The organism is Variovorax sp. 679 (assembly GCF_003952185.1).
Lineage (GTDB): Bacteria > Pseudomonadota > Gammaproteobacteria > Burkholderiales > Burkholderiaceae_C > Variovorax.
In genome coordinates, this window is record NZ_RXFS01000001.1 from 513,446 (window position 1) to 539,019 (window position 25,574).

The 25,574-nt window shown below is 68.2% G+C and carries 20 protein-coding genes; 4 read left to right on the forward strand and 16 right to left on the reverse strand.

What is annotated here, in order from left to right:
• Positions 1-7 precede the first annotated feature (7 nt).
• The 6 genes from EJO71_RS02350 to EJO71_RS02375 all read right to left on the reverse strand — a co-directional run bounded on the left by EJO71_RS02350 (position 8) and on the right by EJO71_RS02375 (position 9,929).
• A complete protein-coding gene (locus EJO71_RS02350; RefSeq protein WP_125946983.1) occupies positions 8-3,181 on the reverse strand; it encodes an efflux RND transporter permease subunit in 3,174 nt (1,057 codons plus the stop codon).
• The gene (locus EJO71_RS02355; protein ID WP_125946982.1) at positions 3,178-4,395 is read right to left on the reverse strand and encodes an efflux RND transporter periplasmic adaptor subunit; all 1,218 of its coding nucleotides are present in this window, start codon (positions 4,393-4,395) and stop codon (positions 3,178-3,180) included. The genes EJO71_RS02350 and EJO71_RS02355 overlap by 4 nt, the downstream gene beginning before the upstream one ends.
• Before the next feature lie 4 nt (positions 4,396-4,399).
• The gene (locus tag EJO71_RS02360; protein WP_125946981.1) at positions 4,400-5,875 is read right to left on the reverse strand and encodes an efflux transporter outer membrane subunit; all 1,476 of its coding nucleotides are present in this window, start codon (positions 5,873-5,875) and stop codon (positions 4,400-4,402) included.
• Between the two features lie 74 nt (positions 5,876-5,949).
• A complete protein-coding gene (locus tag EJO71_RS02365; protein WP_125946980.1) occupies positions 5,950-6,960 on the reverse strand; it encodes an aldo/keto reductase in 1,011 nt (336 codons plus the stop codon).
• Between the two features lie 95 nt (positions 6,961-7,055).
• Complete coding sequence (locus tag EJO71_RS02370) at positions 7,056-8,630, reverse strand: alkaline phosphatase D family protein (RefSeq protein WP_125946979.1); 1,575 nt, start codon at positions 8,628-8,630, stop codon at positions 7,056-7,058.
• 54 nt (positions 8,631-8,684) lie between these two features.
• A complete protein-coding gene (locus tag EJO71_RS02375; protein WP_125946978.1) occupies positions 8,685-9,929 on the reverse strand; it encodes a plastocyanin/azurin family copper-binding protein in 1,245 nt (414 codons plus the stop codon).
• Positions 9,930-10,083: 154 nt separating this feature from the next.
• Here EJO71_RS02375 and EJO71_RS02380 point away from each other — a divergent pair, with 154 nt between their 5' ends.
• Entirely contained in the window at positions 10,084-10,662 is a 579-nt protein-coding gene (locus EJO71_RS02380; protein ID WP_125946977.1) for a sigma-70 family RNA polymerase sigma factor, read from the forward strand.
• Positions 10,649-11,314, forward strand: coding sequence for an anti-sigma factor (locus EJO71_RS02385; RefSeq protein WP_125946976.1), 666 nt, complete (start codon positions 10,649-10,651; stop codon positions 11,312-11,314). Before EJO71_RS02380 ends, EJO71_RS02385 begins: the two co-directional genes overlap by 14 nt.
• An 8-nt stretch (positions 11,315-11,322) precedes the next feature.
• Here the strand turns inward: EJO71_RS02385 and EJO71_RS02390 are convergent, their stop codons facing one another.
• The 10 genes from EJO71_RS02390 to ppk2 all read right to left on the reverse strand — a co-directional run bounded on the left by EJO71_RS02390 (position 11,323) and on the right by ppk2 (position 22,654).
• Entirely contained in the window at positions 11,323-12,573 is a 1,251-nt protein-coding gene (locus EJO71_RS02390) for an MFS transporter (RefSeq protein ID WP_125946975.1), read from the reverse strand.
• Between the two features lie 132 nt (positions 12,574-12,705).
• Positions 12,706-13,398: an urea ABC transporter ATP-binding subunit UrtE gene (gene urtE, locus EJO71_RS02395; protein ID WP_019657834.1), complete on the reverse strand. Its 693-nt coding sequence runs from the start codon at positions 13,396-13,398 to the stop codon at positions 12,706-12,708.
• A gap of 13 nt (positions 13,399-13,411) precedes the next feature.
• The gene (urtD, locus tag EJO71_RS02400; protein WP_093301977.1) at positions 13,412-14,290 is read right to left on the reverse strand and encodes an urea ABC transporter ATP-binding protein UrtD; all 879 of its coding nucleotides are present in this window, start codon (positions 14,288-14,290) and stop codon (positions 13,412-13,414) included.
• Positions 14,287-15,507, reverse strand: a complete 1,221-nt coding sequence (gene urtC, locus EJO71_RS02405) for an urea ABC transporter permease subunit UrtC (protein WP_125946974.1) — start codon at positions 15,505-15,507, stop codon at positions 14,287-14,289. The genes urtD and urtC overlap by 4 nt, the downstream gene beginning before the upstream one ends.
• Entirely contained in the window at positions 15,504-17,051 is a 1,548-nt protein-coding gene (urtB, locus tag EJO71_RS02410; RefSeq protein WP_125947413.1) for an urea ABC transporter permease subunit UrtB, read from the reverse strand. Before urtB ends, urtC begins: the two co-directional genes overlap by 4 nt.
• A gap of 162 nt (positions 17,052-17,213) precedes the next feature.
• Complete coding sequence (gene urtA, locus EJO71_RS02415; protein ID WP_125946973.1) at positions 17,214-18,482, reverse strand: urea ABC transporter substrate-binding protein; 1,269 nt, start codon at positions 18,480-18,482, stop codon at positions 17,214-17,216.
• 116 nt (positions 18,483-18,598) lie between these two features.
• On the reverse strand, positions 18,599-18,919 hold the full coding sequence (locus EJO71_RS02420) for a nucleotide pyrophosphohydrolase (RefSeq protein ID WP_125946972.1): 321 nt from the start codon (positions 18,917-18,919) through the stop codon (positions 18,599-18,601).
• A 56-nt stretch (positions 18,920-18,975) separates the two neighbouring features.
• A complete protein-coding gene (locus tag EJO71_RS02425) occupies positions 18,976-20,442 on the reverse strand; it encodes an MFS transporter (protein WP_125946971.1) in 1,467 nt (488 codons plus the stop codon).
• 95 nt (positions 20,443-20,537) lie between these two features.
• Positions 20,538-21,581: a PHB depolymerase family esterase gene (locus tag EJO71_RS02430; protein WP_125946970.1), complete on the reverse strand. Its 1,044-nt coding sequence runs from the start codon at positions 21,579-21,581 to the stop codon at positions 20,538-20,540.
• Positions 21,582-21,724: 143 nt separating this feature from the next.
• Entirely contained in the window at positions 21,725-22,654 is a 930-nt protein-coding gene (gene ppk2 / locus EJO71_RS02440; protein WP_125946969.1) for a polyphosphate kinase 2, read from the reverse strand.
• Positions 22,655-22,813: 159 nt separating this feature from the next.
• Here ppk2 and EJO71_RS02445 point away from each other — a divergent pair, with 159 nt between their 5' ends.
• Both EJO71_RS02445 and EJO71_RS02450 read left to right on the forward strand, forming a co-directional pair.
• Positions 22,814-24,445: an inorganic phosphate transporter gene (locus EJO71_RS02445; RefSeq protein ID WP_125946968.1), complete on the forward strand. Its 1,632-nt coding sequence runs from the start codon at positions 22,814-22,816 to the stop codon at positions 24,443-24,445.
• A 25-nt stretch (positions 24,446-24,470) separates the two neighbouring features.
• Positions 24,471-25,556, forward strand: coding sequence for a transporter (locus EJO71_RS02450; RefSeq protein WP_125946967.1), 1,086 nt, complete (start codon positions 24,471-24,473; stop codon positions 25,554-25,556).
• Positions 25,557-25,574: the final 18 nt, after the last annotated feature.

Sequence of the window (25,574 nt, forward strand, 5' to 3'; positions counted from 1 at the left end):
CAGGCACTCATCCGTGCGCCTCGGCAGGCACCGGAGCCTTGCCTTCCTTCGCGGCCTTGCGGGCCTTGCGCGCTTCCTTGCGACGCATGTACCAATAGTGGGCGCGGTCGAGGTACAGGTAGACCACCGGGGTCGTGAAGAGCGTGAGCGCCTGCGAGAGTATCAGCCCGCCGACCATCGCGTAGCCCAGCGGCCGGCGAAGCTCCGAGCCCGAGCCGTGGCCCAGCATCAGAGGCAGGCCCGAGAGCAGCGCGCACATGGTGGTCATCATGATCGGGCGGAAGCGCAGCAGGCAGGCCTGGTAGATGGCGTCGTGCGGCGTCATGCCCTGCTCGCGCTCGGCCTTGAGCGCGAAGTCGATCATCATGATGCCGTTCTTCTTCACGATGCCGATCAGCAAGATGATGCCGATCAGCGCGATCACGCTCAGGTCGTAGCCACCCGCCATCAGTATCAGCAGTGCGCCCACGCCGGCCGAGGGCAGCGTCGAGAGAATGGTCAGCGGGTGGATGTAGCTCTCGTACAGCAGGCCCAGCACGATGTACACCGCCACCAGCGCCGCCGCGATCAGGTAGGGCTGCGTGGCCAGCGAATCCTGGAAGGCCTGCGCCGTACCCTGGAACGAGCCTGTGAGCGACTGCGGCAGCCCCATGTCGGCCTGCGCCTTGTTGATGGCGTTCACCGCGTCGCCCAGCGCATGGCCCGGCGCGAGGTTGAACGAGATGGTCACGGCCGGGAACTGGCCCTGGTGGCTGATCGAGAGGTAGGCGGTCTTGCTGGTGTCCACCTTCACGAAGGTCGACAGCGGCACCTGCTGGCCGGTGATGGGTGAGTTCAGATACAGCTTGCTGAAGAGCGCCGGGTCCTGCTGCAGCGCGGGCGTTACCTCGAGCACCACGTGGTAGCTGTTGAGCTGGGTGAAGTACTGCGCCACCTGGCGCTGGCCGATGGCGTCGTACAGCGTGGCGTCGATGACGGCCGGCGAGATGCCGAAGCTCGATGCGCGGTCGCGGTCGATGGTGAGCACGGCGGAGGCCGCTGCGTTCTGCTGGTCGGTGGCCAGGTCGGTGAGCTCGGGCAGCTGCTTGAAGCGCTCCAGCAGCTTCGGCGCCCAGGTGTTGAGCTCGTCGAGGTTGGCGTCGGTCACCGTGTACTGGTACTGCGTGCGCGAGGCCCGGCCGCCCACGCGGATGTCCTGCCCGGCCTGCAGGAACAGGTTCACGCCCTGCACCTTGGCCAGCTGAGGGCGCAGCCGCGTGATGATCTCATCGGCGGAGGCGGTGCGGCCCTCGTCCTTCGGCTTCAGGCTGATGAAGAAGTTGCCGGTGTTGTAGGTGGACGAACTGCCGTTCATGCCGAAGCCGGTCACGTCCGGGTCCTTGCGCACCACGTCGGCCAGTTCGAGCATGCGGGCGTTCATCGAGGCGAAGGAGGCGTCCTGCGCCGACTCGGCAAAGCCCGAGATGAAGCCGGTGTCCTGCTGCGGGAAGAAGCCCTTGGGGATGAACACGAAGAGCACGCCCGTGGCCGCCACCGTGGCGATGAAGGTCATGAGCGTGATGAACTGGTGGTCGAGCACCACGTGCAGCCCGCGCTTGTAGGCGCCGAGCATGGCGTCGAAGCCGCGCTCGAAGAGCTGGTAGAGCCGCCCGTGCTGGCTGCCGTGCTCGTTCTTCAGAAAGCGCGAGCACAGCATGGGCGTGAGCGTGAGCGAGATCACCACGCTCACCACGATGGTGAGCGTGACCGTCACCGCGAACTCGCGGAACAGACGCCCCACGATGCCGCCCATGAGCAGCAGCGGAATGAACACCGCCACCAGCGACACCGAGATCGAGATGATGGTGAAGCCGATCTCGCCCGCGCCCTTGTACGCGGCCTCGACCGCGGACATACCCTCTTCCACGTAGCGGTAGATGTTCTCCAGCATCACGATAGCGTCGTCCACCACGAAGCCGACCGCGATGGTCAATGCCATGAGCGAGAGGTTGTCCAGGCTGTAGCCCAGCAGGTACATCACCGCCACCGTGCCCAGCAGCGCGAGCGGCACCGTCACGCTGGGAATGAGCGTGGCCGGCACGTTGCGCAGGAACACGTAGATCACGCCCACCACCAGCGCGATGGTCAGCAGCAGCGTGAACTCCACGTCCTTCACCGAGGCACGGATGGTCTGGGTGCGGTCGATGATGGCGTTGACGTCCACCGTCGGCGGGATCGACGCTTTCAGCCTGGGCAGTGCGGCGTTGATGCGGTCCACCGTCTCGATGACGTTGGCGCCCGGCTGCTTGGTGATGGCGAGCACGATGGAGCGGCCGTTTTGCACGGTGCTGCCCTCGGGCGCGGCGGCGCCGGCATAGGCCCAGCCGGCGATCTTGGCGTTCTCGGGGCCGTCGACCGCCACGCCCAGGTCGCTCACGCGGATGGGCGCGCCGTTGCGGTAGGCCAGCACCACGTCGTTCCAGGGCTTGGCCTTCAGCAACTGGTCGTTGGTGTAGACGGTGAAGCTCTGGTTGGGCCCGTCGATGGTGCCCTTGGGCGCGTTGACGGTGGCCGAGGCGAGCACGGTGCGCACGTCTTCCAGGCTCAGGCCCAGCGCCGCGAGCTTGGCCGGGTCGACCTGGATGCGCACCGCCGGCTTCTGCACGCCGCCGATGTTGACCAGGCCCACGCCCGAGATCTGCGAGATCTGCTGCGCGAGGATGTTGTCGGCGTAGTCGTTCACCTCGGTGAGCGGCAGCGTCTTCGACTGCACCGAGAGAATGAGAATGGGCGCGTCGGCCGGGTTCACCTTGCGGAAGGTCGGCGGGCTCGGCAGGTTGGCCGGCAGCTGGCCGGTCGATGCATTGATGGCGGCCTGCACGTCGAGCGCGGCGGCGTCGATGCTGCGGTCGAGGTCGAACTGCAGCGTGATCTGCGTGGAGCCGAGGCCGCTGGTCGAGGTCATCTGCGACAGCCCCGCGATCAGCGAGAACTGCCGCTCCAGCGGCTGCGCCACGTTGGAGGCCATGGTCTCCGGACTGGCGCCCGGAAGGTTGGCCGAGACCTGGATGGTCGGAAAGTCGACCTGCGGCAGCGGCGCCACCGGCAGCAGCGGAAACACCGCCGCGCCGACCAGCAGGATGGCCAGCGCCAGCAGCGTGGTGCCGATGGGGCGCTTGATGAATGCGGCGGAGATGCTCAATTGCTGCTCCCGCTGCTTGCGACCTTCTTGCCGTCGGCATTCTTCGCGACGGGCGGCGGCTCGACGATGGTGGCGCCGGGCTTGAGCTTGTACTGGCCGTCGATCACCACACGCTGGCCGGCCTCCAGGCCCTTGTCGATCACGGCCGTGCCGTCGGCGATCTGCACCACGTGCACCGGCACGTTGGCCACCTTGTTCTCGGCATCGACCGTCCAGACGTAGGTGCTGTCCTGGCCGCGCTGCACGGCGGCGGCGGGCAGCGTGAGCGAGTCGGCGCGGCGGTCGAGCTGCAGCCGCACGTTGACGTACTGGCCCGGCCACAGCGTGTGCTGCGGGTTGGTGAAGCTGCCCTTGAGCTGCACGGTGCCGCTGGTGGTGTCGATCTGGTTGTTCAGCAATATCAGCTTGCCGGTGCCCAGCATCTGCGTGCCGCTGCGGTCGTAGGCCACCACCGAGAGCGGCTGGCTGCTTTGCTGCTGCACGCGGTTGATGTCCTGCACCGCGTCTTCGGGCAGCGTGAACTGCACGGCGATGGGGTCGATCTGGTTGATGACGACCAGCCCGTTGGCGTCGGCCGCATGCACGATGTTGCCCGGGTCCACCAGCCGCGCGCCCACCCGGCCGTTCATCGGAGATGTGATGCGCGTGAAGCTCAGTTGCACCTCGGCGTACTGCACCTGGGCCGCATCGTTCTGCACTGCCGCTTCGAGCTGGTTGACGAGCGCCTTCTGCGTGTCGACCTGCTGCTGCGTGGCGGCGTCCTGCGAGAGCAGCGTGGTGTAGCGCTTGAGGTCGGCGCGGGCGTTCGTCAGCGTGGCCTGGTCCTTGGCCCTGGTGGCCTGCGCCTGCGCGAGCTGGGCTTGCAGTGTGCGCGGGTCGAGCTGGGCGAGCAGCTGGCCGGCCTTCACGTCCTGCCCCTCGACGAAGCCGACCTTGTCGAGCTGGCCATCGATGCGCGCCTTGACGGTGACGGTGGCCATCGAGGCCACGGTGCCGATGCCCGAGCGGTAGACCTGCACGGTCTGGGTGGCGACGCGCGCGGTGGTCACCTGCACGGGCGGCGTCTTCGGTGCATCGGGCTTGGCGGCGTTGGCCGCGTGGTGGGTCAGCGCCCAGGCGCCGCCGCCGAGCAGGACCACGAGCGCGGAGGCCGCGAGCCAGGTGGATCGGCGTTGGTAAATGGGGTGCGTCGTGGGGGTGTCTGGGGTCGTCATGGCATCAATTCCCGGAAGTCGTTGTGGCGGCGTTCCAGCCGCCGCCAGTGGCGGCGATCAGCGAGACGCTGGCGGCCAGTTGGCGGCCGAGCACCTGCGCGGCCGTGCGCTGGTTGGTGAGCGAGAGCGTCTGCGCCGTCACCACGCTGAGGTACGTGGCGGTGCCGGCGCGGTACTGGCTCAGGGCCATGCGCTCGGCGAGCTGCGCGGCGCGCACGGCATCGGCCTGCAGCGCGGATTCGCTGTCGAGCACGCGCAGGGTGGCGAGGTTGTCTTCGACCTGCTGGAAGCCCGCGAGCACGGTCTGCTTGTATTGCGCGACGGAGGCGTCGTAGGCGGCCACGGCCTGGTCGGTGTGGGCCTTGCGCAGGCCGCCGTCGAACACGGTCTGCGCCAGCGCCGCGCCCAGCGACCACACGCGGCTGGGCGTGTTGAACAGCGTGCCCAGGGTGGCGGCGCTGAAGCCGCCGCTGGCGCTGAGCACGATCTGCGGGTAGTAGGCGGCCTTGGCCACGCCGATGTTGGCGTTGGCCGCCTGCACGCGGCGCTCGGCGCCGGCGATGTCGGGGCGGCGCTCCAGCAACTCAGATGGCAAGCCGGCGGGCGTGACCGGCAGTTGCAGGTGCAGCGCGGCGGCCGAGGAAAGCGACTCGGCCGTGGGCGCCTGCGACGAAGTTTCGAGCGGCGGCAGCGAGAACGACGCAGGCGCCTGCCCGGTCAGCACCGCGATGGCGTGCTCCAGCTGGCTGCGCTGCGCGTCGAGATCGACGGCCTGGGCCTGCGCGGTCTTGAGCTGGCTCTCGGCCAGTGCCACGTCGGAGCGCAGCACGGTGCCCGCCGCGTACTGGTGCTGCGTGAGTTCGAGCGCCCTGGCGTAGGCGGCGGTGGTGCTGGCGTACAGGTCGCGCTGCAGGTCGATCACGCGGATCTGCAGGTAGTCCTGCGCCAGCGTGGTCTGGATGCTGAGCCGCGCGCCGGCCAGGTCGTCGGCGCTGGCCTGCTGGCTCGCGCTGCCGGCCTCGACCGAGCGGCGCACAGCGCCCCAGATGTCGGGCTCCCAGCTCGCGGCAAGGCCGAGGGTGTCGGTGGTGCCGAGCTTGACGGTGCCGGTGCTGTTCGACTGCGCGCGGGTGGCGCCGGCGTTGAGGCCGACGGTCGGGAAGAAGCCGGCACGCGCCGCCGCGGTGATGGCCTGCGCCTCGCGGTACTGGGCCTCGGCGACGCGGATGTTCTGGTTGGCCGCGTTGGCCTGAACAATCAGTGAGCTGAGCGTGCTGTCGCCGTAGGCATCCCACCAGGGATGATCGGCGTCGATGGTCTGCGGTGCGGCGGTCTTCCAGGGGCCGCCGGTTTCCTTGTAGGCGGCGGGCACGTCCAGCTGAGGGCGGACGTAGTCGGGGCCGACGGCACAGCCTGCAAGAAGCGCGACGGCCAGCGCGAGGGCCGTGCGCGAAAGAGTGGAAGCGTCTGGGAGGGCCATGATGGAGGCACTCTAGGAGCCCCCATCAAACCCCTCGCTGTCGGTTAACTGACAGTTCTGACAGTTTCAGTTTGTCAGCGCGGGGCGTCGCCCTTGCGGTACTCGGCGGTCAGTTCGTCCAGCTTCTGCTTGAGCACCGGATCGAGCTTGTATTCGGCGGCCGCGATGGTCGCCTCGAGCTGGTCGGGGCGGCTGGCGCCGAGCAGCGGCGCGGTGATGAGCGGGTTCGCCATCACCCAGGCCACCGCCAGCGTGGCCAGCGGCACGCCGGCCTCGTCCGCCAGCTTGTGCAGCTGCGTCACGGTGTTGAAGCTGCGCTCGTTCCAGTAGCGGTCCTGGTACATGCCGCCGGCGGTGCCGAGTGTGAAGCGGGTGTTTTCCTCGGGTTTGCCGCCGGGCTTGTACTTGCCGGTGAGCAGGCCGCCGGCCAGCGGGTTGTAGGGGATCACGCCCAGGCCCTCTTCCGCAGCCAGCGGCAACAGCTCGCGCTCGATCTCGCGGAACAGCAGGCTGTAGCGCGGCTGCACCGACACGTAGCGCGTGAGCCGCAGCAGGTCTGCCTTGCCCAGCGCGCGGGCGAGGCGGTAGGCCAGGAAGTTCGACACGCCGATGTAGCGCGCGCGGCCCGACTTCACGATGGTGTCGAGCGCCTCCAGGCTTTCTTCCAGCGGCGTCTCGCGGTCGTCCATGTGCAGCTGGTACAGGTCGACGTGGTCGGTCTTCAGCCGCTTGAGCGAGGCGTCGATGGCGTCGAGCAGGTGCTTGCGCGACGCGCCCTGGTCCCAGCTGTTGGGGCCGACCTTGTTGACCGCCTTGGTCGCCAGCACGAAGCAGCGGCGGCCCGAGGGGCCTTGCTTCTCGAGCCAGTTGCCGATGATCTCCTCGGTGCGCCCTGCCGTATCGATGGTGCCGCCGAGCGGGTACACGTCGGCGGTGTCGAGGAAGTTGATGCCGCCTTCGGCCGCCTTGTCGAGAATCTGGTGCGACACGGCCTCGTCGGTCTGCAGGCCGAAAGTCATCGTGCCGAGGGCGAGGCGGGAGACGGTGAGGCCTGTGCGGCCGAGACGGGTGGAGGGAATGCTCATGGTGTTCGGTTCTCGCTCGGAAGGGAAGGAGATGGGTGGGAAGGAGCGGCGGCCATCATAGGCACGACCGCGCGACCCTGCAGGCGAGCGAGGTTTCAGCTGCTTTCGAGATGCACGCCGGGCGCGCCGCGCTCGACCGAGAAGCGGGCCATCGTGCCGACCGGCGAGTCGGCCGTCTTCTCGTCTTCCACCGCACGGAACTCGACCGAGCAGCCGCGCGCATCGAGCGTCGCGAGCGCGTAGCCGCGCCTGTCGGCCCGGCCGTAGCGCAGCTGCGGATTCTTCGCGAGCATGTTCGCCACGCTCGCGGCGCTCGGCCCCTCGGAGGTGATGGCGCCGCCGACGAACTCGGTCGCGACCAGCGGCCCCTGTTGCGCATCGCCCTGCCGCAGGTCGGCGGCCCAGAAGGCGTGCACGTCGCCGCTGGCCACCAGCGCGTTGCCGCCGCGCGCCTTGTGTTCGGCCAGCGCGTCGAGCAGGCGCGCACGGGCTGCGGCGTAGCCGTCCCAGCCGTCCATCCAGTAGCCGTGCTCGGGGCCGCGCTTGCGGTCGGCCTCGGCGAGCAGCGTGGGCTGGGCGACGACGGTCCAGCGCGCGGGTGGCGCGGCGAGTTCTCGCGCGAGCCATGCTTCCTGCTGCGCGCCGAAGAGGCTGCGCTCGGGCGCGAGCCGGTCGGGACAGTCGGCCAGCGGCGAGGCGCTGCGCCCCGTGAGGCAGACATGGTGCGAACGGTACTGGCGCCCATCGGTCAGCAGCAGGTCGAGCATGCGGCCGAAGCGGTGTCGACCGTAGATGGTGGCATCGGCGCCGCGCGGGCGCATGCCGGCGGGCACGGGCATGTGCTCGTACCAGGCCTGGTAGGCGGCGGCTCGGATCGCGAGGAACTGCGCGGGGTCCGCCGTGCGCGTCGACACGTCGTTCGTGTAGTCGTTGGCCACCTCGTGGTCGTCCCAGGTCACGAGCCAGGGGAAGGCGGCGTGCGCGGCCTGCAGCTGCGCGTCGGCCTTGTAGAGCGCGTAGCGGTCGCGGAACTGGGCCAGCTGCGTGGGAATGCCGCCCTCGTGGCGCCGCACCTGGCGCGCCTTGTGGGAGCTCTCGTAGATGTAGTCGCCCAGGTGCACCACGAAATCGAGCGGCTGCGCGGCCATGTCGCGGTAGGCGGCGAAGTAGCCCTGCTCGTAGTGCTGGCAGGACGCGAAGGCGAAGCGCAGCGGCTGCGAGGATTCGTCGTTCTCGGCGGGCGCGGTGCGCGTGCGCCCGGCGGGGCTGCGCGCGCCGCCGGCCGTGAAGCGGTACCAGTACCAGCGGCCCGGAGAAAGGCCCCGCACCTCGACGTGCACCGAGTGCGCGAATTCGGCCGTGGCGATGGCCGTGCCTTTGGCCACCACGCGCCTGAAGCCTTCGTCGTCGGCGACTTCCCAGCGCAGATCGACAGGCGCGTCGCCCATGCCGCCGCCCTGCAAGGGCTCGGGCGCCAGCCGCGTCCAGAGCACGAAGCCGTCGGAGCCAGGAACGCCCGAGGCCACGCCCAGCGTGAACAGCTCACGCGACGCGGGCTGTGCATTCAGCCTCAGGAAGGGGTGGCCCAGGGAGGTGGCGGCAAGCCCGCTCAGCAGCAGGCGCCGGCGGGAGAGTCTTGTAGTTGTAGCGTTCTTCTCGAGATCGATCATTCCCGGCAATGTCGTCGGGTTCGCTCTCCCCTGTCAATGCGGCGCGGCCGCGCACTACCGCGCCGTGACCGTGATCCGCGCCGTCATGTACGGATGCACCGAGCACGCGTACTCGTACATGCCCGGCTTGTCGAAGCTGCGGGCGAAGCTCTTGCCGGGCAGCAGCAGGTCGATGCCTGTCGAGCCGTCCTTGAAGACCAGTCCGTGCGGCGCGCCGTCGTCGTTCTGCCAGCTCACGCGCTCGCCCGCCTTCACGGTGATCTGCGCGGGCTCGAAGGCGAAGTTGCGGATGGTCACGTGCGTCGATGCGCCGGCATGCGCGCCTTCGGACAAGGCCACGCGCTGCACCGCGATCTTGCGCGGCGCGTTGCCGACCGCCACGGTGTGCATTGCACCACCGCCCAGGTCGACCACGCTCACGTCGTTGGAGCCCTCGTTGCTGACCCACAGCTTCTTGCCGTCCGCCGACAGGTCGAGCCAGTGCGGCTGCTTCCCCACGCCGATGCTGCGCACCGCCGCGCGCGTGGCCGGGTCGAACAGCATGACTTCGCCCGGCCCCTGCACCACGACCGCACCATTCGCCATGCCCGCGAAGTGCTGCGCGATGTGCGGCGACACGCCCGTGGGAACAGGCGCGCCCCACTGGTTGGTGGCCGGATCGAGCACCTGCACCGCCGGCAGGCCGGCCAGCGTGAGGTACAGCGCCTTGCCGTCGTGGCCGAACTCCAGGTCGCGCGGCGGCTTGTCGAGCGGAATCTGGGTGACCACGGCGCGCGTCGCCATGTCGATGACCACCAGCGCGAAATGCCCCGGCTCCTGCGAAGCGACGTACGCCTGGCGCCCGTCGGGCCGGATGGCGATGGTGTGTGGCTTGGGCACCGGCACGGTGGCGCTCACGCCATGCGCCGAGGTGTCGACGAAGGCCACGCGGTCGTCGCCGTTGACGGCCACCAGCAGCCACTTGCCGTCCGCCGTCATGGCCAGGCCCTGCGGGCCCTTGCCGACGTCGATGGAGCGCGTGACGCGGTCGCTCGCGGCGTCGATCTCGCTTACGGCCGCGGCGCTGGAGCCGCTCACGAACACGGTACGGCCGTCGGGCGTGAGGACGATGCCGTCCGGCCCCGCCGCCACCGGCAGAGTGGCCACGACGCGCTCGGAAGCCGTGTCGATCACGCTGACCGTGCTGTCCTTGAAATTGCCGACATAGGCCTTGGGACCGGCTGCAAGCGCAGGGCCTGCCGAGGCCGCCAGCGCCGCGAGAACGGCGAGGATGCGTGCGAAGCGGGGCATGGCGATCATGGTGAAAACCTCCTGTGGAAGAAACGAAAGAAGCAGAATCCGTGGAGGGCATGACGCATGGCGTGCCCTGCTTATTCCAGCGGTGCCGCAAAAAAAGCGAAAAAGGGCTGGAATAAATCGCCGGGCTGCCACGTCATGCAGGAAGAAGGAGCCCTTGAGCCTGTCGACCGACCGCACACGCCAGTTCGAAGCCGCCGCGCTGCCGCATCTCGATGCGGCATGGAACCTCGCGCGCTGGCTGCTTCGCGACGACCAACTGGCGGACGACGCGGTGCAGGAGGCGTACCTGCGCGCGTTCCGCTTCTTCGACGGGTTGCGAGGCGAGAGCGCGCGGCCGTGGCTCCTGGGCATCGTGCGCAACGCCTGCTACGACTGGATGCGGCAGAACCGGCAGCTGGCCGACCAGGTGGAGTTCGACGAGCTGCGCGACAGCGAGGCCACCGCAGCGCCCTCTTCCTCGCCCGACGCGGCCGATCCGGCGCGGCAGTGGGAGCAGCGGGTGCAGGGCGAGCGCGTCAACGCCGCCATCGACGCGCTGCCACCGGTGTACCGAGAGGTGATCGTGCTGCGCGAACTGGAGGAGATGCGCTACGAGGACATCGCGCGCATCGCGGGCGTGCCGCTGGGCACCGTCATGTCGCGGCTGTCGCGCGCGCGGGCGATGCTGCGCGAGAGCCTGCGCGACGAACGTCCCGGCGACGCGGGAGGAAGGACACGCCATGTCAATGTCTGACGAGGAACTGGGAACGCTGATCCGCCGCCACGCCACGCGGCACTCGCCGCCCGAGGAGCTGGCCGAACGCATCGGGCGCGCGGTGCGTGCCGAAGCGGTTGTTGCACCTGCACCTGCGCCCGTGCGGCGCCGCAGCGGCGTGTGGCAGGGGCTGGCATGGTTCGGCACTGGCGCCGCGACGGCCTGGGGCCTGGCGCTCATGCTGCTGGCAACGCCGATGCCGCCTGCAGATGCGCTCGCCGAAGGCGTCACCGCGAACCATGTGCGCTCGCTGATGGCCTCGCACCTAGCCGACGTGGCCTCTTCCGACCATCACACGGTAAAGCCGTGGTTCGCCGGCAAGCTCGACTTCTCGCCGCCTGTGGTCGACCTTGCGGCGGAAGGTTTTCCGCTGGCGGGCGGACGGCTCGATTACCTCGACGGCCGCACGGTGGCTGCGCTGGTCTATCGCTCGGGCCCGCACGTCATCAACCTGTTCGTGTGGCCGGCCCAGGATGCCAAGCCGCAGCCGACGGTGCTCTCCGCGCGGCAGGGCTACCAGCTGGTGCATTGGGCCCAGGGCGGCATGCAGGCCTGGGCGGTGTCGGATCTCAATGCAGCAGAGCTGCAGAACTTCGCGGCGCTGCTGCGCGAACGCACCGCGCCGAAGTAGCAGCGGCCTCAGTACGCGACGGCAGCCGGCCGGCGCGCGGCGGCACGGGCACTCGCCACGGCCCAGCCGAAGATGCCCAGACCAGCCAGAGCCAGCAGCGCACCAACCCAGCCTGTGGAAGTCCAGCCCAGTCCGGCCGCGATTGCCACGCCGCCGAGCCACGCGCCCAGCGCGTTCGCCATGTTGAAGGCCGAGTGGTTGAGAGCGGCCGCGAGCGTCTGCGCGTCGCCCGACACATCCATCAGGCGGATTTGCAGTGCCGGGCCGATGGCCACGGTGGTGCCGATGAGGAACACGTTGATCGCGGCGGCAATCACGTTGTGCGCCGCGAAGGTGAACATCGCGAGCACCAGCGCCGCGTAGACCATCAGGCCGCCGATGGTGCGCATCACCGACTTGTCGGCCAGCCGCGCGCCCACGAGGTTGCCCACGACCATGCCGAGGCCGAACAGCGCGAGCACGAAGGGCACGCCGCCCAGCGGCAGGCCCGCCACCTCGATCAGCGTGGGCTTGATGTAGCTGAACACCGAGAACATGCCGCCGAAGCCGATGGCCGCGATGCCGAGCGTGAACCACACCTGCTTGCGCTTGAGCGCGCCGAGTTCGCGCCACGGGCTGGCGCCGGCAGCGGGCGCCATGTCGGGAATGTCGCGACGAAGCAGCGCGATGGCCACCAACGCGATGACGCCGACGAAGACGAAGGCCGCGCGCCAGCCGAAGTACTGGCCCAGCCACGCCGCGATGGGCACGCCGACCAGTGTGGCACCGGTGAGCCCCAGCATCACGAGCCCCACCGCCCGGGCTCTTCGCCCCGGCGGAGCAAGCGTGGCAGCCACCAGCGCGGCCACGCCGAAGTAGGTGCCGTGCGGCAGCCCGGCGGCGAAGCGCAGCAGGTTCAGCAGCAGGTAGTTGGGAGCGACGGCGCTGGCGAAGTTGCCGGCCGCGAACACGGCCATGAGCGCAATCAGCAGCGCGCGGCGGCGCCAGCCGGCGGCGAGCACCGCGAGCACGGGCGCGCCGATGACCACGCCGAGCGCATAGGCGCTGATGACGTGGCCGGCCTGCGGGATGCTCACGCCGATGTCCTTCGCCACCTCGGGCAGCAGGCCCATGATGACGAACTCGCCGGTGCCGATGGCGAAGCCGCCGACGCCGAGCGCGAGCACCGCGCGCAGGAAATTGGCGGGTGCGCCCGAAGGCAGCTTGAAGGAAGAAATGTCGGTGACCGCGCTGTCCTGCGCGGGTGGGGAGGCGTTCAAGGCCAGGCTCCTGGGAGGGGTGCCCGGCGGCAGCGGGCAAGGCGCGATTTTAGGGTAAACCCTCAAACCTCGCCGATACGCAGTTGCCGAAGACCTTGTACTGGCAGGGCCGCGAGGGCCTCGCCAGTGGGCTCAGATGGCCACCAGCTGCCTCACGCCCTGAGCTTCCATGTCCTTGCCGAGGCCGCGCGCGATGACCTCGCCGCGCTCCATCACGAGGTAGTCGTCGGCCAGCTCCTGGGCGAAGTCGTAGTACTGCTCGCACAGCACGATGGCCATGTCTCCCCGGTCGGCCAGCATGCGGATGACGCGGCCGATGTCCTTGATGATGCTGGGCTGGATGCCCTCGGTGGGCTCGTCGAGGATCAGCAGGCGCGGCTTCGGCGCCAGCGCCCGCGCGATGGCGAGCTGCTGCTGCTGGCCGCCGGAGAGGTCGCCGCCCCTCCTGTTCATCATCTGCTTGAGCACCGGGAACAGTTCGTACAGCTCCGCCGGAATGGGCGTGCCACCGCTCTTGTAGGCCAGCCCCATGCGCAGGTTCTCCTCGACCGTGAGCCGCGCGAAGATTTCGCGGCCCTGCGGCACGAAGCCGATGCCCGCCCTCGCCCGCTCGTAGGGCGTGGCCTTGTGGATCGGCTTGCCTTCGAGCTCGATGCTGCCGCTCTTGATCGGCACCAGGCCCATGAGCGACTTCAGCAGCGTGGTCTTGCCCACGCCGTTGCGGCCCAGCAGCACCGTGACCTTGCCGAGCTTCGCCTCGAAGCTCACGTCTCGCAGGATGTGGGAGCCGCCGTAGTACTGGTGGATGTTCTTGACTGTGAGCATGGTTCTTTCTCCCTCAGCGGCCCAGGTAGACCTCGATCACGCGCTCGTCGGCCTGCACCTCGTCGAGCGTGCCCTGCGCCAGCACGGAGCCATCGCACAGCACGGTGACGATCTCGGAGATGGTCCGGATGAAGCTCATGTCGTGCTCCACCACCATCAGCGAGTGCTTGCCCTTGAGCGAGAGGAACAGCTCCGCGGTGCGCGCAGTCTCTTCGTCGGTCATGCCGGCCACGGGCTCGTCGAGCAGCAGCAGCTTCGGGTCCTGCATCAGCAGCATGCCGATCTCGAGCCACTGCTTCTGGCCGTGGCTCAGGTTGCCCGCGAGGCGCGAGACGCTGTCGGCGAGGTGGATGGTCTCCAGCACCTCGGCCAGGCGGTCGCTCTGCGCCGAGTCGAGCCGAAAGAGCATCGACGAGCGCACGCCCTTGTCGGTCTTCAGCGCGAGCTCGAGATTCTCGAACACGGTCAGGTGCTCGAACACTGTCGGCTTCTGGAACTTGCGGCCGATGCCCAGCTGCGCAATCTCTGCCTCGCGGTGGCGCAGCAGATCGATGGTGCTGCCGAAGAACACGGTGCCCTCGTCGGGCCGGGTCTTGCCGGTGATGATGTCCATCATCGTCGTCTTGCCCGCACCGTTGGGGCCGATGATGCAGCGCAGCTCGCCCGGCGCGATGTCGAGCGACAACTTGTTGATGGCCTTGAAGCCGTCGAAGCTCACGCTCACATCTTCGAGGTAGAGGATGCGGCCGTGCGTGACGTCGACCTCGCCCGGCGTGACGTGGCGGCCGAAGTCGGCGGCGCGTCCGCCCGACTCGGTGCTGCCACTCACGTAGTGGATGCCGCTGGCGCGTGCGGCGCGCTCGGCGCCGGCTTCCATAAGATCCGGTGTCATGCGCGTGCTCCCTTCGCGTCCACCGGCAGCGAGGCCAGCGCATCGGGCTCGACACCCTGCTCTGCAGCAACCGCGCGGCGCGCATCCTGCACGGGCTCCGGTGGCGTGGTCTTCTTTTTCTCCCTCGACAACCACTTGCGCACCAGCCCCACGATGCCGTTCGGGAGGAACAGCGTGACAGCAATGAACAAGGCGCCCAGGAAGTACAGCCAGTACTCCGGATAGGCCACGGTAAGCCAGCTCTTCGCGCCGTTGACGATGAAGGCGCCGATGATCGGCCCGATCAGCGTGGCTCGCCCGCCCACCGCAGCCCAGATGGCGATCTCGATGGAGTTGGCCGCGCTCATCTCGCCCGGATTGATGATGCCGACCTGCGGCACATACAGCGCGCCGGCCACGCCGCACATGACGGCAGAGATCACCCAGATCGTGAGCTTGTAGGGCAGCGGGTTGTAGCCCGAGAACATCACGCGCGTTTCGGCGTCGCGGATGGCCTGCAGCACGCGGCCGAACTTGCTGCCGATGAGCCACTTCGCGAACAGGAAGAAGCCCAGCAGCGTTGCGCCCGTGAGCGCAAAGAGCGTCATGCGCATTTCCTGCGTTGCGATCGGGATGCCCAGGATGCGCTTGAAGTCGGTGAAGCCGTTGTTGCCGCCGAAGCCCGTCTCGTTGCGGAAGAACAGCAGCATGGCCGCGAAGGTCATGGCCTGCGTGATGATCGAGAAGTACACGCCCTTGATGCGCGAGCGGAAAGCGAAGAAGCCGAACACGAAGGCGATGAGGCCCGGCACCGCGACGATCAATATCAGCGTGGCGATGAAGCTGTCGCTGAAGGTCCAGTGCCAGGGCAGCGTCTTCCAGTCGAGGAACACCATGAAGTCGGGCAGGTCGCTCTTGTAGTTGCCGTCGCGGCCGATCTGGCGCATGAGGTACATGCCCATCATGTAGCCGCCCAGCGCGAAGAAGAGGCCGTGGCCCAGCGAGAGGATGCCGGTGTAGCCCCAGATCAGGTCCATGGCCAGCGCGCAGATGGCGTAGCACATGATCTTGCCGACCAGCGCCACCGCGTAGTCGCTCATGTGCAGCGGGCTGTCCACGGGCACCCACATGTTGAGGACGGGCGCCACGGCGCACACAACGATCAGCGCGACGAAGAAGGCCGTCCAGCCCTTGCCGCTCAAGAGCGGCCCCTTGGTTGGAAGTACGACCTTGCTCATGCCTCGGCGCTCCGGCCTTTCATTGCGAAGATGCCCTGGGGCCGCTTCTGGATGAAGATGATGATGAAGACAAGCACCGCGATCTTCGCGAGCACCGCGCCCGCCCAGCCTTCGATGAACTTGTTGAGAATGCCCAGCCCCAGCGCCGCGTACACGGTGCCCGCAAGCTGGCCAACGCCGCCCATCACGACGACCATGAAGCTGTCGACGATGTAGCTCTGGCCCAGGTCGGGGCCGACGTTACCGATCTGGCTCAGCGCGCAGCCGGCCAGGCCCGCGATGCCCGAGCCGAGCGCGAAGGCGTAGGTGTCGATGCGCGCAGTGTTCACGCCCATGCACGAGGCGATCGGGCGGTTCTGCGTGACGCCGCGCACGAACAGGCCCAGCCGCGTGCGGCCGATGAGCCAGCCCATTGCCAGCAGCACCAGAGCCGCGAAGACGATGATGCAGATGCGGTTCCACGGCAGCGTGACGTTGCTCAACATGGTGAAGCCGCCGCTCATCCAGCCGGGGTTTTCAACGCCGACGTTCTGCGCGCCGAAGATGGAGCGCACCAGCTGCTGCAGCATCAGGCTGATGCCCCAGGTCGCCAGCAGCGTCTCGAGCGGGCGGCCGTAGAGGAAGCGGATCACGCCGCGCTCCAGCACCGCGCCCACGAGCGCCGATGCCATGAACGAGACCGGAATGGCGGCCACCAGGTACCAGCCGAACGCAGCCTCGGGCATGTACTTCTGGAAGATGCCCTGCATCACGTAGGTGGCGTAGGCGCCGATCATCATCAGCTCGCCGTGCGCCATGTTGATCACGCCCATCAGCCCGTAGGTGATGGCCAGGCCCAGCGCAGCCAGCAGCAGCACCGAGCCCAGGCTGACGCCGCTGAACACGGCGTTGATGCGATCGCCCCAGACCAGCGCGCCGTCGATGCTGGCGATGGAAGCGACGATGGCGGCCTTGACGTCCGCCTCGGTCTCGTCGGCCAGGCGCTGGTTGAGCAGCAGCTTGGTGTCGGGGTTGCGGTTGTTGCCCAGCTCCTTCGCGGCCGCGAGGCGCTTTGCCTTGTCGGCGCTGTTGAGCATGCTGGCGGCGCGCACCAGCTCGAGCTGCGCCTTGATCTTCGGGTTGGTCTCGGCGGCCAGCGCCTTCTCGACCATGGGCACGCGCGACTCGTCGGGCTCCTTGAAGAGCGCCTGCGCGGCTTCGGCGCGCACGGCGTCGTCCTTGCTCGTGAGCTTGAGCGCGGCCTGCGCGGCATCGAGCGCGCCGCGCATGAGGTTGTTGTTGACGACGTCCTCGGCGGTGTCGGGCACCTTCAGCTCGGCACCGGTGACGGGGTCGTAGCCCTTGTCGTCCTTCATCACGAAGACCTTGTCCTCGGTGTACTTGACCGCGTCGTCGGACATGGCCTGGATGAAGGCGGCGGTCTTGTCGTCGGCCGTGAGCACGGCCTTGTTGAGCGCGGCGATGCGGGCTTCGGAGTCGCCGGAGGCGATGGCCCGGGCTTCGTCGGCGGTCAGCGCGTGAACAGGCGCTGCCGCCAGGAGCAACAGCGCCGTCGCGCAGTAACAGATTGGGCGCAATAAGAAATGCACAGCGTTTCTCTCATTCAGGAACACCGAGGAACCGGCTCTGCCGGGCCTCAGGTGTTGCCCCCCGGTAGGGGGAAGGCGAAGCGACACGAAGTGCGCGCAGCCTGGGGGCGAGCCCAGTTACATCGACTTGCCAGCGGGGTAGTCCGGCTTCTTGTCGTTGCCTTCGATGTACGGGCTCCACGGCTTGGCCTTCACCGGACCCGGCGTCTTCCACACCACGTTGAACTGGCCATCGGCCTTGATCTCGCCGATGAACACGCTCTTGTGCAGGTGATGGTTCTTCTCGTCCATCTTCGACACGATGCCCGAGGGCGCCGTGAAGGTCTGACCGGCCATGGCGGCGATCACCTTGTCGGTGTCCGTCGACTTGGCCTTCTCGACCGCCTGCTTCCACATGTGGATGCCGATCCAGGTGGCTTCCATCGGATCGTTGGTGAGCGGCTTGTCCTTGTGGCCGGCGATGTTCTTGGCCTTGGCGTAGTCGCTCCACTGCTTGATGAAGGCGGTGTTGGTCGGGTTCTTGATCGACATGAAGTAGTTCCATGCGGCCAGGTGACCCACCAGCGGCTTGGTGTCCACGCCGCGCAGCTCTTCTTCGCCGACCGAGAAGGCGACCACGGGCACGTCCTTGGCCTTCAGGCCGGCGTTGCCGAGTTCCTTGTAGAAGGGCACGTTGGAGTCGCCGTTGATGGTCGACACCACCGCGGTCTTGCCGCCGGCCGAGAACTTCTTGATGTCGGCGACGATGGTCTGGTAGTCGCTGTGGCCGAAGGGGGTGTACTTCTCGTCGATGTCGGCGTCCTTCACGCCCTTGCTCTTGAGGTAGGCGCGCAGGATCTTGTTGGTGGTGCGGGGGTAGACGTAGTCGGTACCCAGCAGCACCCAGCGCTTGGCGCCGCCGCCTTCCTTGCTCATCAGGTAGTCGACGGCCGGAATGGCCTGCTGGTTGGGCGCTGCGCCCGTGTAGAAGACGTTCTTCGAAAGCTCTTCACCCTCGTACTGCACGGGGTAGAACAGCAGGCCGTTCATTTCCTCGACCACCGGCAGCACCGACTTGCGCGACACCGAGGTCCAGCAGCCGAAGATCACCGACACCTTGTCCTGGCCGAGCAGCTGCTTGGTCTTCTCGGCGAACAGGGGCCAGTTGGAAGCGGGGTCGACCACCACGGGCTCGAGCTGCTTGCCCAGCACGCCGCCCTTCTTGTTGATGTCGTCGATGGCCATCAGCACCGTGTCTTTCAGCACGGTTTCCGAGATCGCCATCGTGCCCGACAGCGAGTGCAGCACGCCGACCTTGATGGTGTCGGCGGCAAATGCGGGCGCAGCAGAAATGCTGGCCAGCGCGACGGCGGCGGTGAGCGCCTTGAGTGTGAAACGACGTTGCATGTGGACTCCTGCTCCGGGTTGGTTGAACCTTTTCGACAGCGCTTGCTGGCGTGGGAGGGAGTCTGCGGAATGCACCACAAAGGGGAAATACGCCGGGTGGCGTACACGGAAGGTACTCAGGCGGGTGGCGCGGGGTACTTGCGGGCGTTGACGAGCATCTTGCTTCTTGCGGCTTCCATCAGATCGATGCCGAGCTTGTCGGCGAGCTGCAGCAGGTAGAGGAAGACGTCGGCGATCTCCGTGCCGATCTCGGCGCGCTTGTCGGCCGGCACGTCGCGGCTCTGAGCTTCGGTGAGCCACTGGAAATGTTCGAGCAGCTCGGCGGCTTCGACCGAAAGGGCCGAGGCCAGGTTCTTGGGGGAGTGGAACTGCTCCCAGTCGCGGGCTTCGGCGAAGTCGCGCAGGGCCTGGGTCAGTTGCTGCAGATCGGTGGCCATGTCTGTCCTGTCTTGCGGACGGGAGAGTTTGGCACGGCCACCCGCCGCGCTTCAGTTCAAGCCTGCAGGCTCCCACGCCGGTGCAGCGCCGCCACGAGCAGCGCCGACACCGTCAGGTACAGCAACGCCGCCCCGAACGCAGCTGCATATCCCGCCACATCGGGCGCGTGGCCCAGCCGCCCGTAGAAGAGGATGCCGATCAGCGCCACGCCCAGCGCATTGCTCGCCTGCTGCACCATCGACATCACACCCGAGGCCACGCCCGCATGCTGCGGCGGCAGGCCGGCCAGCACGGTGGACACCAGCGGCGCCATCACCATGCCGAGCCCGGCGCCCTGCACGAACAGCAGCGGCACCATCCACGCCACGACATGCGAATGCCCGGCCCATCCGGCAACGTTGACGAACTGCAGCGCATGCCCCGCCGCCAGCACCAGCGCACCGAGCGCGATGGGCGGCTTGCCGCCGAAGCGCCGCGTGAGGCGCGCGCCCGCGATGGAGGTCGCGAAGAAACCCACCGCCAGCGAGGTGAAGACGATGCCCGAGCTGAGCGGGTCGAGCCCCAGGCCCTGCTGCAGGTACAGCGCGAGCACGAAATACAGCGAGGCATTGCCCACGTAGAAGGCCAGCGTGGTGAGCAGGCCCGTGACGAAGCGTCCGTTGGCGAGCAGCACCGGTGCCACGAGCGGCGCACCGCCTAGTGCGGCGAGCCTGCGCTGCTGGAATGCAAAGGCTGCGAGCAGCGGCAGCGCCGCGGCAAGGCACAGCCAGCTCCACATCGGCCAACCCTGCTCGCGACCTTCCACCAAGGGAAGCACCACGGCCACCGAGCTCAGGGCCACCAGCAGCATGCCGGCCGGATCGAGGCTGCTCCTGCCGTTGTTCGCGAGAGGCGGGATGACGCGCGGCGCCAGCACGAACGCGAGCAGGCCGATCGGCACGTTGATGAGGAAGCAGCTGCGCCAGCCCTGCCCCGCCAGATCGGCATGGATCAGCAGCCCGCCCACGAGCTGGCCCAGCGTGGCGGCAAGCCCTAGGGCGAGCCCGTAGGCCGCGAAGGCTCGCGCGCGGTCTTCGCCGGTGTAGGCCAGGCCGATCATCGCCAGCACCTGCGGTTGCAGCAGCGCACCGGCCAGCCCCTGCAGCACGCGCGCGGCCACCAGCAGTTCGGCGGTCGGCGCGAAGCCGCAGGCGGCGGAAGCCAGCGCGAAGAGCAGCAGGCCGAGCATAAACATCCGCCTGCGCCCGAAGATGTCGCCGAGCCGCCCGCCGGTGACAAGGCCCGCCGCCATGGCCAGGCCGTAGCCGGCCACCACCAGTTGCAGGGTGCCCGCGCTCGCTTGCAGTTCGCGCTGCATCGACGGCAGCGCGACGTTGACGATGAAGAAGTCCATCACCACCAGGAAGGTGCCGCTGAGCATGACCCACAGGCCCAGCCGGCCGGGCTTGCCGGTCGCGCCCGTGCTGTGGCCGGCCGTTGGAGAAAGCGATGCTGCCGAGGCAGCGGTGTTCGTCTGCGTCATGATGGGCTCGAGTGTTCGGGCCGGGCGACGCGGCGGCAATGACCTCGGAGGTCATCGCGATGCCCGGACGGCGGATTTCCGCAGTGCGCCCCGGCTCAGGCCTTCACGACGTTCCTGAACTGTGCGTCGGCGAAGGCCCAGCTCATGCGCGTGGCATCGGGCCCTTCGGGATCGCTGAACAGCTGCTGCGGCGCGCCACCGCTCCACGAGTGGCCCAGCCCCGCGATCTCGCACAGCGTGACGAGCGTGCGGCCCTTGCGCTTGAAGTCGGTCACGCGCATCGCGCGTCGCTTGCCGCGCTGCATGTCGCGCGGCAGTCCGGGCCGCGCGCCCAGCGCCGTGGCCCACACCGCGGCGCTGCTGACGGCATTGCTCGGCGCGACCACCGCGTCGGCGTCGCCGTGCAGCACCAGCATCGGCGGCAAGGTGGTGAAGACTGCCGCGGCGCCCATCGCCTTGCCGACCGCCGTGGTGGGCATCGGCGGGACGTGTTCCCCGCGCATCGCGCCGAGGGCCGTGACCGACGACTTCGCCGCGCCGGGCGCCACGCCCGAATGCATCACGACGGCGCGGAAGCGGTTCGGATAGCGCGTGGCCAGCAAGGCCGCCATGCCCGCGCCGGCCGAGAGACCGGCCAGCGCCATGCGGTCGCGGTCGATGGGATAGAGCAGGCAGGCCTGGTCGATGGCCGCCATCAGCGTCGCGGCCTCGGCATCGGCCTTGCCGGAGCGACGCTCGTACCAGTTCCAGCAGCCCTGCGGGTGGGCGAGCCGGTCCTGCTCGGGATAGAGCACCAGGAAGCGCTTGCGCACGGCCAGCGCGTTCATGCGGGTGCTCGCGGCGAAGTCACGCCCGGTCTGGCCGCAGCCGTGCAGCATGACCATGAGCGGTAGCCGCTCGCCCGGCTGGAGCTCCAGCCCGGCCGGCCGGAACAGGTGATAGCCGCGCGCCCCACCTGGCCCCACGGCCATGCCGCTGAGCCAGTCGCCCCTGCCGGGCGGGGGCTTGAGCCGCTTGGCGGTGGCGCGCTGAACCTGCCCGGCAACCCTCTTGCTGTTGCTCAGCGTGAGCCGGGTCAACGCCTTCAGGTTGCGCTCGTAGGCGCGGGCAAAGACGGAAGCGGTGGAGCGACGGACCATGGCGTGCAGTGTGAAGGCAAAGCGCCCTCAAACCAAACAGCAGCCCAACCCGGGAACACCGCGGAACCGGCTCGGCCGGGCCGCTGGTGTTGCCCCCTGCAAGGGGGAAGGAGAAGCGACACGCAGTGCGCGAAGCCTGGGGGTCAGTAGATCTCCGGGACGATCATGCTGGCCGGAACCGGCTGGCGCAGGTAGTCGGCATGGCGCACGCGCTCGGGGAGCTCGACCGGCGGGTGCGGCACTTCGTTGTAGGGCAGCTGACCCAGCAGGTGGCTGATGCAGTTCAGCCGCGCCTTCTTCTTGTCGACCGCCTGCACCACCCACCACGGAGCCTCGGGGATGTGGGTGCGCTCGAGCATGGTTTCCTTCGCCTTGGTGTATTCCTCCCAGCGGCGGCGGCTTTCCAGGTCCATGGGGCTCAGCTTCCACTGCTTGAGCGGGTCGTGGATGCGGCCGAGGAAGCGCATGTGCTGCTCGTCGTCGGTGATGGAGAACCAGTACTTGATGAGCTTGATGCCCGATCGCGCGAGCATCTTCTCGAACTCGGGCACGGTGCGGAAGAACTCCTCGTACTCGTCGTCAGTGCAGAAGCCCATGACGCGCTCGACGCCGGCGCGGTTGTACCAGCTGCGGTCGAACAGCACCATCTCGCCGGCCGCCGGCAGGTGCGCCACGTAGCGCTGGAAGTACCACTGCGTGCGCTCGCGGTCGTTGGGTGCCGGCAGCGCCGCCACGCGGGCCACGCGCGGATTCAGGCGCTGGGTGATGCGCTTGATGACCCCGCCCTTGCCCGCCGCGTCGCGGCCTTCGAACAGGATGACCACCTTCTGCCTGCTGTGCTGCACCCAGTCCTGCAGCTTGACCAGCTCGCCCTGCAGGCGGAACAGTTCCTTGAAATAGGCCTGGCGGGCCGCCTTGTCGGCGGAGGTGGGCGTTGCGGCCGAGGCGGGGTCGAGGCCGTCGATGTTGCGGTCTTCGATTTCCAGCTCGAGTTCTTCGTCGTAGCTGTCGATCAGGTCGCGGGCGATGCGTTGCATCAGGTCTTCGTGGTCGGGAAGTGCGCTCGTCAGCATGGTCGTGCAGAAGGAGGAAGTAAGAGGGAGTGAAGAGGCGGAAAAAAGCATGCTGCTCGCCCCATATGACGGCTGCGTGACGGTTTTCAGCCTGTTGACACGGAGTTGTCACATGCCGCGAACACCATCTGAAGCCATTCCAACACCCCAGAATCGCCCATGAACACGCTTGCAGCCCCGCATGCCGAGTTGCCGTCGGCGCCTGCCGCGCAACGGCCGAAGCTCGACGCCAAACCCGGTCCGCTCACGCTGATCACCTTCGTGGGGCTGCTGGCCGCCGGCCTGCTCTTCACGGCCTGGAGCCTGGTGGGCGACGTCACTGCATCCGGGGCGCCTGTCACTACCTGGGTGCCCTACATGCTTCTGGGCGTGGCGCTGCTGATTGCGCTGGGCTTCGAGTTCGTCAACGGCTTCCACGACACGGCCAACGCCGTAGCCACCGTCATCTACACCCATTCGCTGCCACCCAACTTCGCGGTGGTGTGGTCGGGCTTCTTCAACTTCCTGGGCGTGATGGTGTCCAGCGGCGCGGTGGCCTTCGGCATCATCGCGCTGCTGCCGGTGGAGCTCATCCTCCAGGTGGGCTCGGGCGCCGGCTTCGCGATGGTGTTCGCGCTGCTGATCGCGGCCATCATCTGGAACCTGGGCACCTGGTGGCTGGGGCTGCCTGCTTCGTCGTCGCACACGCTGATCGGATCGATCATCGGCGTGGGCGTGGCCAACGCGCTCATGCACGGCCGCGACGGCACCAGCGGCGTCGACTGGGCGCAAGCCACCAAGGTGGGCTATTCGCTGCTGCTGTCGCCGATGGTCGGCTTCGGCTGCGCCGCCCTGCTGCTGCTGGCCCTGCGCGCCTTCGTGAAGAACCGCGCACTCTATGAAGAGCCCAAGGGCAGCGAACCGCCGCCGTGGTGGATCCGCGGCCTGTTGATCCTCACCTGCACGGGCGTCTCGTTCGCGCACGGCTCGAACGACGGGCAAAAGGGCATGGGCCTGATCATGCTGATCCTCGTTGGCACGGTGCCGATGGCCTATGCGCTGAACCGCGCAATGCCCGCCAACGAGACAGTGAAGTTCGTGGCCGTCGCCGAGATGGCGCAGAACGCGCTGAACCGCAGCGTGCCGACCTCGCTGCCCGCCATGGAGCCGGCGGCCGCGCGCGACACGCTCTCTACCTATGTGCGCACCCGCGAGTTCGCTCCTTCCGTGGTGCCTGCGCTGGCCGTGATCTCCGGCAGCATCGGCCAGCAGGTGCGCCAGCACGGCTCGCTGGCCAGCGTCCCGGCGGATGCCGTCGCCAACGTGCGCAACGACATGTACCTGGCCTCCGAAGCGATCCGCCACCTCGACAAGAGCGGCGCGGCAAAGTTCGACGAGGAAGCGAAGCTGCGCATCGGCACCTTCCGCCAGGAGCTGGACAGCGCCACCCGCTTCATCCCGCTGTGGGTCAAGGTCGCGGTGGCCATCGCGCTGGGCCTGGGCACGATGATCGGCTGGAAGCGCATCGTGGTCACCGTGGGCGAAAAGATCGGCAAGACGCACCTGAGCTACGCGCAGGGCGCCTCGGCCGAGGTGGTGGCCATGGTCACCATCGGCGCGGCCGACATGTACGGGCTGCCGGTGTCGACCACGCACGTGCTCTCGTCCGGCGTGGCCGGCACCATGACGGCCAGCGGCTCGGGCCTGCAGATGTCCACGCTGCGCAATCTGGCGATGGCCTGGGTGCTGACGCTGCCGGTGGCGATGCTGCTGTCGGGGTCGCTCTACTGGCTGTTCACCCGCATCTTCTGATCTCGCGTATCTAGTCTCTACTATCTTGTCGGCATTCCATGATCTCGCCGCCCAGTCCTACGGAGGCGACGAAGCCGGGCTGATCTCCGGCTACCTGTTCGACGCCCGGGCGCCGGAGCCTGCGCGAGCCATCGACTCGGCGCAGGCGGCCGCCTGGCTGGCCGAACATCGCGACGCCGCAACCGGCAGTACGAATCGCGAAGACCTCCACGGCTGCGAAGACGGCAGCGAGGAAAACCCCGCCTACGTCTGGCTGCACTTCAACCTGAGCCATGCGCACGCCGAGCGCTGGCTGGTGCGGCACGCGAATCTCTCCGACACCTTCTACGAGACGCTGCACGAAGGACTGCCCTCCACGCGCATCGAGCGCGACGACGACTCGCTGATCGCCGTCATCAACGACGTGCACTTCGAGTTCAGCTTCGAGCCCTCGGACATCTCAACGCTGTGGATCAGCGTCGGCCCGCGCCTCGTGGTCACGGCGCGCACCAAGCCGCTGCGCTCGGTGGACGCGCTGCGCACGGCCGTGAAGGCGGGCGACGCGCCGCGCTCGAGCACGGAACTGCTCGAGCACCTGCTGCGCGCGCAGGCCGACGTGCTGGTGAAGATCGTGCGCGGCGTCACCTCGCGCATCGACCGTATCGAGGACGAGTTGCTGGCCGGCCGCCTCGACCACAAGCGCGCGCGGCTCGGCGTGCTGCGCCGTCTGTTGGTGCGGCTGCAGCGGCTGCTGGCACCCGAGCCGGCCGCGCTGTTCCGGCTGCTGCAGGGGCCTCCGACGTGGATGTCCGAGCCCGACGCGCAGGCGTTGCGCGGCTCGACCGAGGAGTTCTCTGTGGTGCTGCGCGACATGCAGGCGCTTCAGGAGCGCATCAAGCTGCTGCAGGAAGAGATCGCAGCCAACGTCAACGAGGACAACAACCGCAGCCTGTTCGTGCTGACGGTGGTCACGGTGCTGGCGCTGCCAATCAACATCCTGGCCGGCCTGTTCGGCATGAACGTGGGCGGCATTCCGCTGGCGGAGCACAAGCACGGCTTCTGGATCGTGGTCGGCATCGTGATCAGCTTCACCGCGGTGGCGGCTTGGGCGGCTTTTCGCAAGAAGCGCTGAGCCGCATGCAGCGGCGCA

Excerpts from the sequence above, each read along its gene's own strand:
- EJO71_RS02355 (WP_125946982.1), bottom strand. The coding sequence starts at position 4,395 with ATGACGACCCCAGACACCCCCACGACGCACCCCATTTACCAACGCCGA.
- EJO71_RS02360 (WP_125946981.1), bottom strand. The coding sequence starts at position 5,875 with ATGGCCCTCCCAGACGCTTCCACTCTTTCGCGCACGGCCCTCGCGCTG.
- EJO71_RS02365 (WP_125946980.1), bottom strand. The coding sequence starts at position 6,960 with ATGAGCATTCCCTCCACCCGTCTCGGCCGCACAGGCCTCACCGTCTCC.
- EJO71_RS02370 (WP_125946979.1), bottom strand. The coding sequence starts at position 8,630 with ATGATCGATCTCGAGAAGAACGCTACAACTACAAGACTCTCCCGCCGG.
- EJO71_RS02375 (WP_125946978.1), bottom strand. The coding sequence starts at position 9,929 with ATGATCGCCATGCCCCGCTTCGCACGCATCCTCGCCGTTCTCGCGGCG.
- EJO71_RS02385 (WP_125946976.1), top strand. The coding sequence starts at position 10,649 with ATGTCAATGTCTGACGAGGAACTGGGAACGCTGATCCGCCGCCACGCC.
- urtE (WP_019657834.1), bottom strand. The coding sequence starts at position 13,398 with ATGCTCACAGTCAAGAACATCCACCAGTACTACGGCGGCTCCCACATC.
- urtD (WP_093301977.1), bottom strand. The coding sequence starts at position 14,290 with ATGACACCGGATCTTATGGAAGCCGGCGCCGAGCGCGCCGCACGCGCC.
- urtC (WP_125946974.1), bottom strand. The coding sequence starts at position 15,507 with ATGAGCAAGGTCGTACTTCCAACCAAGGGGCCGCTCTTGAGCGGCAAG.
- urtA (WP_125946973.1), bottom strand. The coding sequence starts at position 18,482 with ATGCAACGTCGTTTCACACTCAAGGCGCTCACCGCCGCCGTCGCGCTG.
- EJO71_RS02420 (WP_125946972.1), bottom strand. The coding sequence starts at position 18,919 with ATGGCCACCGATCTGCAGCAACTGACCCAGGCCCTGCGCGACTTCGCC.
- EJO71_RS02425 (WP_125946971.1), bottom strand. The coding sequence starts at position 20,442 with ATGACGCAGACGAACACCGCTGCCTCGGCAGCATCGCTTTCTCCAACG.
- EJO71_RS02430 (WP_125946970.1), bottom strand. The coding sequence starts at position 21,581 with ATGGTCCGTCGCTCCACCGCTTCCGTCTTTGCCCGCGCCTACGAGCGC.
- ppk2 (WP_125946969.1), bottom strand. The coding sequence starts at position 22,654 with ATGCTGACGAGCGCACTTCCCGACCACGAAGACCTGATGCAACGCATC.
- EJO71_RS02445 (WP_125946968.1), top strand. The coding sequence starts at position 22,814 with ATGAACACGCTTGCAGCCCCGCATGCCGAGTTGCCGTCGGCGCCTGCC.